Here is a 13,728-nt window from a genome sequence, read left to right on the forward strand (position 1 = left end):
GACGTCCACTTATCCACATGCAGGTTGCGCACAGGGCATGATTTATCAATGCGTTAACCCTTGAAAAGAAGACCAACGGTATGTGCATAAGCTCTGTGGATAACCGCCCATGAGGGCACTGGACAAGTGGGGGCGAAACTCGGTGGATAACCTTCCTGTGGATAACTAGCCTTTCCACACACAGCTTATCCGACAGCGCAGCACAGGCTGACCACCGTTTTCCACCGTAGTTGTCATTCTCTGTACATCACGGTTTAGAAGGGCTTAAGGTAGTTATCCACAGATGAACGTGGCCCTAGCTTTTATAAGCTTTACAGAAAAGCTTTAAATAATTCCCTTCTTTATTTCTATATCTAGTGAACGACCTTCGGCGAGCAAATCGTCTGGAGATCTATTTATAAGGAAACGCTGGTTGGAAATTGACCTAGAGGCTTGCTTTCTCTAGAATCCCCGGTCTCTTAAAACGGGGGCCATTCCGGCCCGTTGTGGACGAACCAGGTAACACGACAATGAAACGTACTTTCCAACCAAGCACTATCAAACGCGCTCGTACCCACGGTTTCCGTGCTCGCATGGCTACCAAAAACGGTCGTGCCGTCCTGTCGCGTCGTCGCGCCAAAGGTCGTGCGCGTCTGGCAGTTTGATAATCCGGCACTGGAGGTGAGTCAGGACTTCAGTCGGGAAAAGCGTCTGCTTACTCCCCGGCATTTCAAGGCAGTCTTTGACTCCCCTACCGGCAAGGTTCCGGGGAAAAATCTCCTGCTCCTTGCGCGCAACAACGACCTTGATCACCCCCGTCTCGGGCTGGTTATCGGGAAAAAGAGCGTAAAGCTCTCCGTCGAGCGCAATCGCCTCAAACGTCTGATGCGCGAATCGTTTCGTCTGAACCAGGATTTACTGGTCGGTTGGGACATTGTTATCGTCGCGCGCAAAGGTTTGGGTGACGTAGAAAGCCCCGAATTGATTCAGCATTTCGACAAACTCTGGAAACGTCTGGCACGCAGCAAGCCGGTACCAGCAGTCAAAACCGAAACTGTAGGGGTAGACAGTCCCGATGCGTAAACTGGCACTCGTTCCGATCCAGTTTTATCGCTATGCCATCAGTCCCCTGATGGCCAGTCACTGTCGTTTCTACCCCAGTTGTTCCTGCTACGCGTATGAAGCCATAGAAAATCATGGCCTTCTGCGCGGTGGCTGGCTGACCTTTCGTCGTTTAGGTCGCTGTCATCCGTGGAATCCCGGTGGTTATGACCCGGTTCCATCTATCCCTACCTCCCGTTCTTCTTCGATGGCCGAGTAATCATGGATATCAAACGCACGATCCTGATCGTCGCCCTGGCAATCGTGTCCTACGTTATGGTCCTTAAATGGAACCAGGACTATGGCCAGGCTGCCCTGCCGACTCAGAATGTTGCTTCCAGTACTACCGCACCGGGCCTACCGGATACGGCGACTGGCAATAATGCTTCTGTCAGTGACGACATTCCACGCGCCGCAAGCGATACCAGTGCAACTGCACCTGCTGAAACACCAGTAGCTGCAAGCAAAGACCTCATCCAGATCAAAACGGATGTGCTCAACCTGGCAATCGATCCACAAGGTGGCGATGTTGCCCAGTTGACGTTGCCGCTGTATCCACGTCGCCAGGATCATCCGGAAATTCCATTCCAGCTGTTTGATAACGGCAACGAGCGGACTTATCTGGCTCAGAGTGGCCTGATCGGCACCAACGGTCCGGACGCAAGTCCTGCCGGTCGTCCGGTTTACTCCTCCGAGAAGAAGATTTATCAACTGGCTGACGGTCAAGACCAATTGGTCGCGGACCTGAAGTTCAGCAAGGACGGCGTCAACTACATCAAGCGGTTCACACTGAAACGTGGCCTGTATGACGTAACCGTTTCCTACCTGATCGACAACCAGAGCGCTCAGCCCTGGTCCGGTGCAATGTTCGCGCAACTGAAGCGTGACGCCAGCTCCGATCCTTCTTCCAGCACCGCCACCGGCACCGCGACTTACCTGGGCGCCGCCCTGTGGACAAGTAACGAGCCGTACAAGAAAGTGTCGATGAGCGACATGGACAAGGCTCAGCTGAAAGAAACCGTCACCGGTGGTTGGGTTGCCTGGTTGCAACACTACTTCGTGACTGCGTGGATTCCGGTCAAGGGCGAAAACAACACCGTCCAGACACGTAAAGACAGCAAAGGCAACTACATCATCGGCTACACCGCCCCGGCAATGACTGTTGCGCCAGGTGCGAAAGCTGAAACCAGCGCCGTTCTGTACGCAGGCCCGAAAAGCCAGGCTGTGCTGAAAGAGTTGTCCCCAGGTCTGGAATTGACCGTCGACTACGGCATTCTGTGGTTCATTGCCCAGCCAATCTTCTGGTTGCTGCAACATATCCACGCACTGGTCGGTAACTGGGGCTGGTCGATCATCTTCCTGACCATGCTGATCAAGGGGATTTTCTTCCCGCTGTCGGCTGCCAGCTACAAATCCATGGCGCGCATGCGTGCAGTGGCACCAAAACTGGCCGCGCTGAAAGAGCAACATGGCGACGACCGGCAGAAAATGTCGCAATCCATGATGGAGCTGTACAAGAAAGAGAAGATCAATCCGCTGGGTGGCTGCTTGCCAATCCTGGTGCAGATGCCGGTTTTCCTCTCGCTGTACTGGGTTCTGCTGGAAAGCGTGGAAATGCGCCAAGCGCCATTCATGCTGTGGATTACTGACCTGTCGATCAAGGATCCGTTCTTCATTCTGCCGATCATCATGGGCGCAACCATGTTCATCCAGCAGCAGTTGAACCCTACACCTCCGGATCCGATGCAGGCGAAGGTCATGAAAATGATGCCAATCATCTTCACCTTCTTCTTCCTGTGGTTCCCGGCAGGTCTGGTGCTGTACTGGGTTGTGAACAACGTGCTGTCCATCGCACAACAGTGGTACATCACGCGTAAGATCGAAGCGGCTACCAAAAAAGCCGAGGCGTAACTTACTCTGTGGATAACCACTCAAAACGCCCCCTAGTGGGGCGTTTTGCTATCTGTCACTTTTGTCTGGATACCGGTTTATGAGCGTTCCTCGTGAAACCATCGCTGCCGTCGCCACCGCTCAAGGTCGCGGTGGAGTGGGCATCGTCCGTATTTCCGGGCCGCTGGCGAGTCTGGCGGCCAAAGCCATCAGCGGTCGCGAACTGAAACCGCGGTTTGCCCATTACGGCCCGTTCCTCAGTGCAAACGAAGAGGTGCTGGACGAAGGCATCGCGCTATATTTCCCGGGACCGAACTCGTTCACCGGCGAAGATGTGCTCGAGCTGCAGGGCCACGGCGGGCCGATCGTTCTGGATATGCTGCTCAAGCGTTGCCTGGAACTGGGCTGTCGTCTGGCCCGGCCGGGTGAATTCAGCGAGCGTGCCTTCCTCAACGACAAGCTCGATCTGGCTCAGGCCGAAGCCATTGCCGACTTGATCGAGGCAAGTTCTGCACAGGCGGCACGAAATGCCCTGCGATCGTTGCAGGGGGCGTTTTCCCAGCGTGTGCATAACCTCACCGAGCAATTGATAGGCCTGCGCATTTACGTCGAAGCCGCCATCGACTTCCCCGAAGAAGAAATCGACTTCCTCGCCGATGGCCATGTCCTGAGCATGCTCGACAAAGTGCGTGACGAATTATCCACAGTGCTGCGTGAAGCCGGGCAAGGAGCCTTGCTGCGTGACGGCATGACCGTGGTGATCGCCGGTCGGCCGAATGCCGGCAAGTCCAGCCTTCTGAATGCCTTGGCCGGACGTGAAGCTGCGATCGTGACCGAGATTGCCGGCACTACCCGAGACATTCTTCGCGAACATATCCACATCGATGGCATGCCGTTGCACGTGGTCGACACTGCAGGCCTGCGAGATACCGATGATCAGGTGGAGAAAATTGGCGTCGAACGGGCATTGAAAGCCATTGGCGAGGCAGATCGGGTATTGCTGGTAGTTGATGCCACAGCTCCCGAGGCCCTTGATCCATTTGCCTTGTGGCCTGAATTCCTCGAAACCCGTCCGGATCCGGCAAAAGTTACGCTGATTCGTAACAAGGCTGACCTGACGGGCGAAGCGATTGCCCTGGAAGTCAGCAACGATGGCCACGTTACTATCAGCCTCAGCGCAAGGTCTGCCGGGGAAGGCCTGGAATTGCTGCGTGAGCACCTCAAGGCCTGCATGGGTTACGAGCAGACCTCCGAAAGCAGCTTCAGTGCTCGCAGGCGTCACCTGGAGGCACTGCGTCATGCGAGTGCATCCCTAGAGCATGGCCGTGCGCAGCTGACGTTAGCGGGTGCTGGTGAACTGCTGGCCGAAGATTTGCGGCAGGCGCAGCAGTCTTTGGGCGAAATCACCGGCGCATTCAGCTCCGATGATCTGCTGGGAAGGATCTTTTCTAGCTTCTGCATCGGTAAATAGTCCCTTCTGCAATTCACAGACAGGCCATTCAGGCCTGTCTGTTCTCTCCTTTTCTGAATTTTTTCCCCAGTGCCGAGCAGATTCTTCGCTTGAGCGGATTTCCCTTGCCCGGGATTTGCTCATTCGGGGGCTTTTCTGTGGATTAAGCCCTGTGAATAAGTGCCGCTAAGGGCAGTTGATAACAAGGCCTCAAAACTGAAGATAACCACCTCTGTGGATAACAACCCCTTTCATCCACAGGCTTAAACCGGTTATCCAAGGGCCTCCTTGGCACATGACCACAGGGTTTTTAATCTCTGTACATGTTGAAAATAAAGGGCTGTATCAATCTATCCACAGAAAGGTGGCTCAATAGAAATAAACATAAAAACAAAGATTTAATAAATTTCTCTCTTTTTAATTTCTATAACCTCGACTTCTCCACAGCTGGTTAAATTTTGTGCAAAGGGTTCTTTAGGAAGGGCGAAGTCCCTATACTTGCCGACCAGGTCCAAAAACCTGAGCTCAAACTATTTCCGGATTACCTGACTGAAGCAGGCACGAGGTGCGTGGTGGATTTCCCTTCCCGTTTTGAAGTGATCGTCATCGGCGGCGGTCATGCCGGTACCGAGGCAGCACTGGCGTCAGCACGTATGGGGGCAAAAACCCTATTGCTGACGCATAACGTGGAAACCCTCGGTGCCATGAGTTGCAACCCGGCCATTGGCGGGATCGGCAAAAGCCATTTGGTTAAAGAAATCGATGCCCTGGGCGGCGCGATGGCCATGGCTACCGATAAAGGCGGTATTCAGTTTCGCGTATTGAACAGCCGCAAAGGCCCAGCCGTGCGTGCAACCCGCGCTCAGGCAGATCGGGTTCTGTACAAGGCCGCTGTCCGCGAAGCTTTGGAAAACCAGCCGAACCTGTGGATATTTCAACAGGCTGCTGACGACCTGATCGTCGAGCAGGAACAAGTGCGCGGTGTTGTCACCCAAATGGGCCTGCGTTTCTTCGCAGATTCCGTGGTGTTGACCACTGGCACCTTCCTCGGTGGACTTATCCACATCGGCATGCAGAATTATTCCGGCGGTCGCGCCGGTGATCCGCCGTCGATTGCGCTAGCTCATCGTCTGCGTGAACTGCCATTGCGTGTCGGTCGCCTGAAAACCGGTACACCGCCGCGTATCGACGGTCGCACTGTGGATTTCTCGGTGATGACCGAGCAGGCAGGGGATACGCCGATTCCGGTGATGTCGTTCATGGGCTCCAAAGAGCAGCATCCGAAACAGGTCAGCTGCTGGATTACCCACACCAACGCCCGTACCCACGAAATCATTGCTTCGAACCTTGATCGTTCGCCGATGTATTCCGGTGTGATCGAAGGTATCGGCCCACGTTATTGCCCATCGATCGAAGACAAGATCCACCGCTTTGCCGACAAGGAAAGCCACCAGGTCTTCATCGAGCCGGAAGGTCTGACCACTCACGAGCTGTACCCGAACGGGATATCCACTTCCCTGCCGTTCGACGTGCAACTGCAGATCGTGCAATCGATCCGCGGCATGGAAAACGCGCACATTGTTCGCCCTGGCTACGCCATCGAGTACGACTACTTCGACCCGCGTGACCTGAAATACAGCCTGGAAACCAAAGTGATCGGTGGTTTGTTCTTCGCCGGGCAAATCAACGGCACCACCGGTTACGAAGAAGCCGGCGCCCAAGGTTTGCTGGCCGGAGCCAACGCCGCACTGCGTGCTCAGGGCAAAGATGCCTGGTGCCCGCGTCGCGACGAGGCGTACATCGGCGTTTTGGTCGACGACCTGATTACCCTGGGTACCCAGGAACCGTATCGGATGTTCACGTCCCGCGCCGAATACCGTTTGATCCTGCGCGAAGACAACGCCGACCTGCGCTTGACCGAAAAAGGTCGCGAACTGGGTCTGGTGGATGACGTGCGTTGGGCGGCGTTCTGCAAGAAACGCGAAAGTATCGATCTGGAAGAGCAACGCCTGAAAAGTACCTGGGTTCGCCCGGGCACCGAGCAGGGCGATGCGATTTCCGAGAAATTCGGTACGCCACTGACCCACGAATACAATTTGCTTAACCTGCTGAGCCGTCCAGAAATCGACTACGCTGGTCTGATCGCTGTGACCGGTGCGGGCGCAGAAGATCCACAGGTCGCCGAACAGGTCGAAATCAAGACCAAATACGCTGGTTACATCGATCGTCAACAGGATGAAATCGCGCGTCTGCGGGCCAGCGAAGACACCAAACTGCCTGTGGATATCGATTACACGAACATCTCCGGTCTCTCGAAAGAGATCCAGAGCAAGCTCGGCGCGACCCGTCCAGAGACCTTGGGCCAGGCGTCGCGTATTCCGGGCGTGACCCCGGCAGCGATTTCGCTGTTGATGATTCATTTGAAAAAACGCGGCGCGGGCCGTCAGTTGGAGCAAAGCGCTTGAGTTCGTTGGTCACCTCGCAACACGCCGAAGAGTTATCCACAGGTGCTCGCCAGCTCGGTGTCAACCTGACGGAAGCCCAGCATGCACAGCTGCTGGGTTATCTGGCCCTGTTGATAAAATGGAACAAGGCCTACAACCTCACAGCAGTGCGCGATCCGGACGAAATGGTTTCACGGCATTTGCTCGATAGCCTGAGCGTCATGTCCTTCATCGAAAACGGCCGTTGGCTGGATGTGGGCAGTGGCGGCGGCATGCCAGGGATTCCCTTGGCGATCCTGTTTCCCGAGTCGCAAGTGACCTGCCTGGACAGCAACGGCAAGAAAACCCGCTTCCTGACCCAGGTCAAACTCGAACTCAAACTGGATAACCTGCAAGTTATCCACAGTCGCGTCGAAGCCTTCCAGCCTGAACGGCCATTCAACGGGATCATTTCCCGCGCGTTCAGCAGCATGGAGAACTTCAGCAACTGGACTCGCCATTTGGGCGACGCCGAAACACGTTGGCTGGCAATGAAGGGCGTTCATCCCGCCGATGAGCTGGTAGCATTGCCCGCAGACTTCCACCTCGATAGCGAACACGCCCTGGCCGTACCCGGTTGCCAAGGCCAACGCCATCTGCTGATACTGCGCCGCACGGCATGATTGGGAACACAAGCAAGAATGGCTAAGGTATTCGCGATAGCGAACCAAAAGGGTGGTGTGGGCAAGACCACCACCTGCATCAACCTCGCAGCTTCCCTGGTCGCTACCAAGCGTCGGGTGCTGTTGATCGATCTCGATCCACAGGGCAACGCCACCATGGGTAGCGGTGTGGATAAACATGGCCTGGAAAACTCGGTCTACGACCTGCTGATCGGTGAATGCGATCTGGCCCAGGCCATGCACTATTCCGAGCACGGCGGTTATCAATTGCTGCCGGCCAACCGCGACCTGACCGCGGCCGAAGTCGTTCTGCTGGAAATGCAGATGAAGGAAAGTCGTCTGCGCAGTGCGTTGGCGCCGATCCGTGAAAACTACGATTACATTTTGATCGACTGCCCGCCGTCGCTGTCGATGTTGACGCTCAACGCGCTGGTTGCCGCCGACGGGGTGATTATCCCCATGCAGTGCGAGTACTTCGCGCTCGAAGGGCTGAGCGACCTTGTGGATAACATCAAGCGCATCGCTGAATTGCTGAACCCGAACCTGAAAGTCGAAGGCCTGTTGCGGACCATGTACGACCCGCGCCTGAGCCTGATGAACGACGTATCGGCGCAGCTCAAGGAACACTTCGGCGATCAGCTCTACGACACTGTGATTCCACGCAACATCCGCCTGGCCGAAGCGCCAAGCTATGGCATGCCGGCGCTGGCGTACGACAAATCATCGCGGGGCGCGATTGCCTATCTGGCATTGGCTGGCGAGATGGTTCGCCGTCAGCGCAAAAACTCACGCACCGCCGCTGCTCAGGCAACTTAAGGAATCCCCATGGCCGTCAAGAAACGAGGTCTCGGACGTGGACTGGATGCACTGCTGAGTGGTCCGACTGTCAGCTCGCTGGAAGAGCAAGCGGTACAAGCCGATCAGCGTGAGCTGCAGCACCTGCCCCTGGACCTGATCCAGCGTGGCAAGTACCAGCCGCGTCGGGACATGGATCCTCAAGCGCTGGAGGAGCTGGCGCAGTCGATCAAGGCCCAGGGCGTGATGCAGCCGATCGTGGTTCGCCCGATCGGCAGCGGGCGCTTCGAAATCATCGCCGGCGAACGCCGCTGGCGCGCCAGCCAGCAGGCTGGCCAGGAAACCATCCCGGCGATGGTTCGCGATGTGCCGGATGAAACCGCCATCGCCATGGCGCTGATCGAGAACATCCAGCGCGAAGACCTCAATCCGATCGAAGAAGCAGTGGCCTTGCAGCGTTTGCAGCAGGAATTCCAGCTGACTCAGCAACAAGTGGCCGAGGCTGTGGGTAAGTCCCGCGTCACCGTCGCCAACCTGTTGCGTCTGATTGCGCTGCCGGAAGTCATCAAAACCATGCTGTCTCACGGCGACCTGGAAATGGGTCATGCCCGCGCCTTGCTCGGATTGCCGGAAAATCAACAAGTTGAAGGGGCGCGACACGTTGTCGCACGGGGGCTGACTGTGCGCCAGACTGAAGCACTGGTTCGCCAGTGGTTGAGTGGCAAACCGGAGCCTGTGGAACCTGCAAAACCGGACCCGGATATCGCCCGACTCGAGCAGCGTCTGGCCGAGCGCCTAGGCTCTGCGGTGCAGATCCGCCACGGAAAGAAGGGTAAGGGGCAGCTAGTGATCGGCTACAACTCTCTTGATGAGCTTCAAGGTGTGCTTGCACACATCCGCTGAAACAATTCCTCATGTAGCGTGAAGTCGGAAATCACTACCTGACAGTTGAATAGGGGCAGAACCGCCCCTATACTCTGCGCGCATTTTGTCGGCACAAATTATGCCAAGTTATTGAATTCTGGCAGCCGACCATTGGGGAGCAAAAGAGATGGAAAACCGCACGCCAGACCGCTTGCCGTTCCATCGCCTGGCAGTTTTTCCGGTGTTAATGGCTCAATTTGTCGTTTTGCTGATTGCCGCTTTGGCGCTCTGGCAATGGCATGGAGTCGTTGCCGGGTACTCAGGACTCTGCGGAGGCCTGATAGCCTTGCTTCCCAATATTTATTTCGCTCACAGGGCATTTCGGTTTTCCGGCGCCCGAGCAGCTCAAGCCATCGTCCGGTCTTTTTATGCCGGCGAGGCGGGCAAACTGATTTTGACGGCAGTGCTGTTTGCATTGACGTTTGCAGGTGTGAAGCCATTGGCGCCGTTAGCAGTATTCGGCGTCTTCGTGCTGACCCAACTGGTTAGCTGGTTCGCTCCCCTGCTAATGAGAACAAGACTTTCGAGACCTTAGGGCGTTTGAGGCAACCATGGCAGAGACAACCGCTTCGGGCTATATCCAGCACCACTTGCAGAACCTGACCTTCGGTCAGCACCCAACTGGCGGGTGGGGTTTTGCCCACACCGCAGCAGAAGCCAAAGAAATGGGCTTCTGGGCTTTCCACGTCGATACTCTCGGCTGGTCGGTCGCGTTGGGTCTGATCTTCGTTCTTCTTTTCCGCATGGCGGCAAAGAAGGCGACTTCCGGTCAGCCTGGTGCTTTGCAGAACTTCGTTGAAGTATTGGTCGAATTCGTCGATGGCAGCGTGAAAGACAGCTTCCATGGCCGTAGCCCGGTGATTGCACCGCTGGCGCTGACCATCTTCGTCTGGGTCTTCCTGATGAACGCCGTCGACCTGATTCCGGTTGACTGGATTCCTCAAGTGGCCATGTTGATCTCCGGCGACGCGCACATCCCGTTCCGCGCCGTATCGACTACTGACCCGAACGCTACCCTGGGCATGGCCCTGTCGGTATTCGCGTTGATCATTTTCTACAGCATCAAGGTCAAGGGTATCGGCGGTTTCATCGGCGAACTGACCCTGCACCCGTTCGGCAGCAAGAACATCTTCGTTCAAGCCCTGCTGATTCCGGTGAACTTCCTGCTTGAGTTCGTGACCCTGATTGCCAAGCCGATCTCGTTGGCACTGCGTCTGTTCGGCAACATGTATGCCGGCGAACTGGTCTTCATTCTGATTGCTGTGATGTTCGGCAGCGGTCTGCTCTGGCTTAGCGGCCTGGGCGTAGTTCTGCAGTGGGCGTGGGCTGTGTTCCACATCCTGATCATCACCCTGCAGGCGTTTATCTTCATGATGCTGACCATCGTTTACCTGTCGATGGCGCACGAAGAGAACCATTAAGACCAGTCTCGACTAGTCTGATGTCCCACCCGGTAACACGGGTGGGTGCCCGAACAGGGCTATGAAACGATTTGTTTTACCGCTTTAAAATCTAAAAAACCTAAACCATACGACGTAAAAGTCGGGAGGAAAGATGGAAACTGTAGTTGGTCTAACCGCTATCGCTGTTGCACTGTTGATCGGCCTGGGCGCACTGGGTACCGCAATTGGTTTCGGCCTGTTGGGCGGCAAGTTCCTGGAAGGCGCCGCGCGTCAACCAGAAATGGTTCCAATGCTGCAAGTTAAAATGTTCATCGTTGCCGGTCTGCTCGACGCCGTAACCATGATCGGTGTTGGTATCGCTCTGTTCTTCACCTTCGCGAACCCATTCGTTGGTCAACTCGCTGGCTAATCACTCGAATCGTCGAGTGATTAGTGTGTTGTGCAACGAACGAGCGAGGTGTTGGCGTGAACATTAATGCAACCCTGATTGGCCAGTCCGTTGCGTTCTTAATTTTTGTACTTTTTTGCATGAAGTTCGTATGGCCTCCGGTCATCGCGGCTTTGCACGAACGTCAGAAGAAGATCGCGGATGGACTGGACGCTGCCGCCCGAGCAGCTCGCGACCTGGAGTTGGCCCAAGATAAAGCGGGTCAACAACTGCGCGAAGCGAAAGCTCAGGCAGCCGAAATCATTGAGCAAGCCAAGAAACGCGGTAACCAGATCGTTGAAGAGGCTGTTGAAAAAGCCCGTATCGACGCTGACCGTGTGAAGGTTCAGGCTCAGGCCGAGATCGAGCAGGAACTGAACAGTGTCAAAGACGCGCTGCGTGCCCAATTGGGTGCACTGGCTGTCGGCGGCGCCGAGAAGATCCTGGGTGCCACAATCGATCAAAACGCGCACGCGGAGCTGGTAAACAAACTGGCTGCTGAAATTTAAGCGAGGGCGATCATGGCAGAATTGACCACGTTGGCCCGACCTTACGCTAAGGCAGCCTTCGAGCACGCCCAGGCCCACCAGCAACTGGCCTCTTGGTCAGCCATGCTCGGCCTGGCTGCAGCAGTGTCGCAAGACGACACCATGCAGCGCGTGCTCAAGGCCCCGCGACTGACGAGCGCAAACAAGGCCGCCACGTTTATTGACGTGTGCGGCGACAAGTTTGATGCCAAGGCACAGAACTTCATTAACGTCGTTGCCGAAAACGACCGTCTCCCGCTTTTGCCGGAGATATCCGCTCTGTTCGACCTGTACAAGGCTGAACAAGAGAAGTCGGTAGACGTTGAAGTGACCAGTGCTTTTGCATTGAACCAAGAACAGCAAGACAAACTCGCCAAGGTTCTCAGTGCACGACTCAACCGGGAAGTGCGCCTGCAAGTCGAGGAAGACAAATCCCTGATTGGGGGCATTGTCATCCGCGCCGGCGACCTGGTTATCGATGGCTCGGTTCGCGGCAAACTCGCGAACCTTGCCGAAGCATTGAAATCTTGAGTTTGAAGGGGCAGCAGAGCAATGCAGCAACTCAATCCTTCCGAAATAAGTGAAATTATCAAGGGCCGCATCGACAAGCTCGATGTGACCTCCCAAGCCCGTAACGAAGGCACTGTCGTCAGCGTATCTGACGGTATCGTGCGGATTCACGGTCTGGCCGACGTTATGTACGGCGAGATGATCGAGTTTCCGGGCGGCGTCTTCGGTATGGCTCTCAACCTCGAGCAAGACTCTGTAGGTGCCGTTGTATTGGGCTCCTACCAGTCTCTGGCTGAAGGCATGAGCGCCAAGTGCACCGGCCGCATCCTCGAAGTTCCGGTTGGTAAGGAACTGCTGGGTCGCGTAGTCGACGCACTGGGTAACCCAGTTGACGGCAAAGGTCCGCTGAACAACACCGAGACCGATGCGGTCGAGAAAGTTGCTCCAGGCGTGATCTGGCGTAAGTCGGTAGACCAGCCTGTACAGACTGGCTACAAGGCTGTCGATGCCATGATCCCTGTCGGCCGTGGCCAGCGTGAGCTGATCATCGGTGACCGTCAGATCGGTAAAACCGCTCTGGCGATCGACGCGATCATCAACCAGAAAGACAGCGGCATTTTCTGCGTCTACGTAGCAATCGGTCAGAAGCAATCGACCATCGCCAACGTTGTTCGCAAGCTGGAAGAAAACGGCGCACTGGCTAACACCATCGTCGTGGCGGCGAGCGCTTCGGAATCTGCAGCACTGCAGTTCCTGGCTCCGTACTCCGGTTGCACCATGGGTGAATTCTTCCGCGACCGCGGTGAAGACGCGCTGATCGTTTATGACGATCTGTCCAAGCAAGCAGTGGCTTACCGCCAGATTTCCCTGCTGCTGCGCCGTCCACCAGGCCGTGAAGCTTACCCAGGCGACGTGTTCTATCTCCACTCCCGTCTGCTGGAGCGCGCATCCCGCGTTTCGGAAGAATACGTAGAGAAGTTCACCAACGGCGCAGTGACCGGCAAAACCGGTTCCCTGACCGCACTGCCGATCATCGAAACCCAGGCTGGCGACGTTTCCGCGTTCGTTCCGACCAACGTGATTTCCATCACCGACGGTCAGATCTTCCTGGAATCGGCCATGTTCAACTCCGGGATCCGTCCTGCTGTGAACGCCGGTGTTTCGGTATCCCGTGTGGGTGGTGCCGCTCAGACCAAGATCATCAAGAAGCTCTCCGGTGGTATCCGTACCGCTCTGGCTCAGTACCGTGAACTGGCGGCATTCGCCCAGTTCGCTTCTGACCTGGACGAAGCGACCCGTAAGCAACTTGAGCATGGTCAGCGCGTTACCGAGCTGATGAAGCAGAAGCAATACGCACCAATGTCGATCGCTGACATGGCGCTGTCGCTGTATGCCGCTGAGCGTGGGTTCCTGACTGACGTCGAAATCGCCAAGATCGGCAGCTTTGAACAAGCGCTGATTGCTTTCTTCAACCGCGATCACGCCGAATTGATGGCGAAGATCAACGTGAAGGGTGACTTCAATGACGAAATCGACGCTGGCATGAAAGCCGGTATCGAGAAGTTCAAGGCCACCCAAACCTGGTAAGCCGCAGCGGGAGCCGCAAGGCTCCCGCT

General features: G+C 56.0%; 15 protein-coding genes. All 15 read left to right on the forward strand.

The window, feature by feature from the left end; genetic code table 11:
• Positions 1–509 precede the first annotated feature (509 nt).
• The 15 genes from rpmH (at position 510) to atpA (ending at position 13,699) form a co-directional block, all read left to right on the forward strand.
• Positions 510–644 (forward strand): 50S ribosomal protein L34, encoded by a 135-nt coding sequence (gene rpmH, locus JFU11_RS14940; RefSeq protein WP_003213577.1) that lies wholly within the window; start codon positions 510–512, stop codon positions 642–644.
• 16 nt (positions 645–660) lie between these two features.
• Positions 661–1,062, forward strand: a complete 402-nt coding sequence (rnpA, locus tag JFU11_RS14945) for a ribonuclease P protein component (RefSeq protein WP_038983561.1) — start codon at positions 661–663, stop codon at positions 1,060–1,062.
• A complete protein-coding gene (yidD, locus tag JFU11_RS14950) occupies positions 1,055–1,300 on the forward strand; it encodes a membrane protein insertion efficiency factor YidD (protein WP_052966011.1) in 246 nt (81 codons plus the stop codon). The genes rnpA and yidD overlap by 8 nt, the downstream gene beginning before the upstream one ends.
• 2 nt (positions 1,301–1,302) lie before the next feature.
• Positions 1,303–2,991: a membrane protein insertase YidC gene (yidC, locus tag JFU11_RS14955; protein ID WP_201061090.1), complete on the forward strand. Its 1,689-nt coding sequence runs from the start codon at positions 1,303–1,305 to the stop codon at positions 2,989–2,991.
• Positions 2,992–3,070: 79 nt separating this feature from the next.
• Positions 3,071–4,441 carry a tRNA uridine-5-carboxymethylaminomethyl(34) synthesis GTPase MnmE gene (gene mnmE, locus JFU11_RS14960; RefSeq protein ID WP_008073644.1) on the forward strand — a complete coding sequence of 457 codons (1,371 nt, stop codon included), beginning with the start codon at positions 3,071–3,073 and terminating at the stop codon, positions 4,439–4,441.
• A gap of 551 nt (positions 4,442–4,992) precedes the next feature.
• Positions 4,993–6,885, forward strand: a complete 1,893-nt coding sequence (mnmG, locus tag JFU11_RS14965; protein WP_201061091.1) for a tRNA uridine-5-carboxymethylaminomethyl(34) synthesis enzyme MnmG — start codon at positions 4,993–4,995, stop codon at positions 6,883–6,885.
• Positions 6,882–7,526 (forward strand): 16S rRNA (guanine(527)-N(7))-methyltransferase RsmG, encoded by a 645-nt coding sequence (gene rsmG, locus JFU11_RS14970; protein ID WP_123720101.1) that lies wholly within the window; start codon positions 6,882–6,884, stop codon positions 7,524–7,526. The genes mnmG and rsmG overlap by 4 nt, the downstream gene beginning before the upstream one ends.
• An 18-nt stretch (positions 7,527–7,544) precedes the next feature.
• Positions 7,545–8,342 carry a ParA family protein gene (locus JFU11_RS14975; RefSeq protein ID WP_007934331.1) on the forward strand — a complete coding sequence of 266 codons (798 nt, stop codon included), beginning with the start codon at positions 7,545–7,547 and terminating at the stop codon, positions 8,340–8,342.
• 9 nt (positions 8,343–8,351) lie between these two features.
• On the forward strand, positions 8,352–9,224 hold the full coding sequence (locus JFU11_RS14980; RefSeq protein ID WP_008007888.1) for a ParB/RepB/Spo0J family partition protein: 873 nt from the start codon (positions 8,352–8,354) through the stop codon (positions 9,222–9,224).
• A 148-nt stretch (positions 9,225–9,372) separates the two neighbouring features.
• Positions 9,373–9,780, forward strand: a complete 408-nt coding sequence (locus tag JFU11_RS14985) for a F0F1 ATP synthase subunit I (RefSeq protein WP_007903021.1) — start codon at positions 9,373–9,375, stop codon at positions 9,778–9,780.
• Between the two features lie 16 nt (positions 9,781–9,796).
• The gene (gene atpB, locus JFU11_RS14990) at positions 9,797–10,666 is read left to right on the forward strand and encodes a F0F1 ATP synthase subunit A (protein WP_052966015.1); all 870 of its coding nucleotides are present in this window, start codon (positions 9,797–9,799) and stop codon (positions 10,664–10,666) included.
• A gap of 133 nt (positions 10,667–10,799) precedes the next feature.
• Positions 10,800–11,057, forward strand: coding sequence for a F0F1 ATP synthase subunit C (gene atpE / locus JFU11_RS14995; RefSeq protein WP_002555987.1), 258 nt, complete (start codon positions 10,800–10,802; stop codon positions 11,055–11,057).
• A gap of 56 nt (positions 11,058–11,113) precedes the next feature.
• Positions 11,114–11,584, forward strand: a complete 471-nt coding sequence (locus JFU11_RS15000) for a F0F1 ATP synthase subunit B (protein WP_007903028.1) — start codon at positions 11,114–11,116, stop codon at positions 11,582–11,584.
• Positions 11,585–11,596: 12 nt separating this feature from the next.
• The gene (locus tag JFU11_RS15005; protein ID WP_007903030.1) at positions 11,597–12,133 is read left to right on the forward strand and encodes a F0F1 ATP synthase subunit delta; all 537 of its coding nucleotides are present in this window, start codon (positions 11,597–11,599) and stop codon (positions 12,131–12,133) included.
• A gap of 21 nt (positions 12,134–12,154) precedes the next feature.
• Positions 12,155–13,699: a F0F1 ATP synthase subunit alpha gene (gene atpA / locus JFU11_RS15010; protein ID WP_007903032.1), complete on the forward strand. Its 1,545-nt coding sequence runs from the start codon at positions 12,155–12,157 to the stop codon at positions 13,697–13,699.
• The last annotated feature ends 29 nt before the right edge of the window (positions 13,700–13,728 follow it).

The organism is Pseudomonas sp. TH37, from assembly GCF_016650735.1.
Taxonomy (GTDB): Bacteria; Pseudomonadota; Gammaproteobacteria; order Pseudomonadales; family Pseudomonadaceae; genus Aquipseudomonas; species Aquipseudomonas farris.

Coding starts and splice junctions, on each gene's coding strand:
- rpmH (WP_003213577.1), top strand. CDS start 510: ATGAAACGTACTTTCCAACCAAGCACTATCAAACGCGCTCGTACCCAC.
- yidD (WP_052966011.1), top strand. CDS start 1,055: ATGCGTAAACTGGCACTCGTTCCGATCCAGTTTTATCGCTATGCCATC.
- yidC (WP_201061090.1), top strand. CDS start 1,303: ATGGATATCAAACGCACGATCCTGATCGTCGCCCTGGCAATCGTGTCC.
- mnmE (WP_008073644.1), top strand. CDS start 3,071: ATGAGCGTTCCTCGTGAAACCATCGCTGCCGTCGCCACCGCTCAAGGT.
- JFU11_RS14975 (WP_007934331.1), top strand. CDS start 7,545: ATGGCTAAGGTATTCGCGATAGCGAACCAAAAGGGTGGTGTGGGCAAG.
- JFU11_RS14980 (WP_008007888.1), top strand. CDS start 8,352: ATGGCCGTCAAGAAACGAGGTCTCGGACGTGGACTGGATGCACTGCTG.
- JFU11_RS14985 (WP_007903021.1), top strand. CDS start 9,373: ATGGAAAACCGCACGCCAGACCGCTTGCCGTTCCATCGCCTGGCAGTT.
- atpB (WP_052966015.1), top strand. CDS start 9,797: ATGGCAGAGACAACCGCTTCGGGCTATATCCAGCACCACTTGCAGAAC.
- atpE (WP_002555987.1), top strand. CDS start 10,800: ATGGAAACTGTAGTTGGTCTAACCGCTATCGCTGTTGCACTGTTGATC.
- JFU11_RS15005 (WP_007903030.1), top strand. CDS start 11,597: ATGGCAGAATTGACCACGTTGGCCCGACCTTACGCTAAGGCAGCCTTC.
- atpA (WP_007903032.1), top strand. CDS start 12,155: ATGCAGCAACTCAATCCTTCCGAAATAAGTGAAATTATCAAGGGCCGC.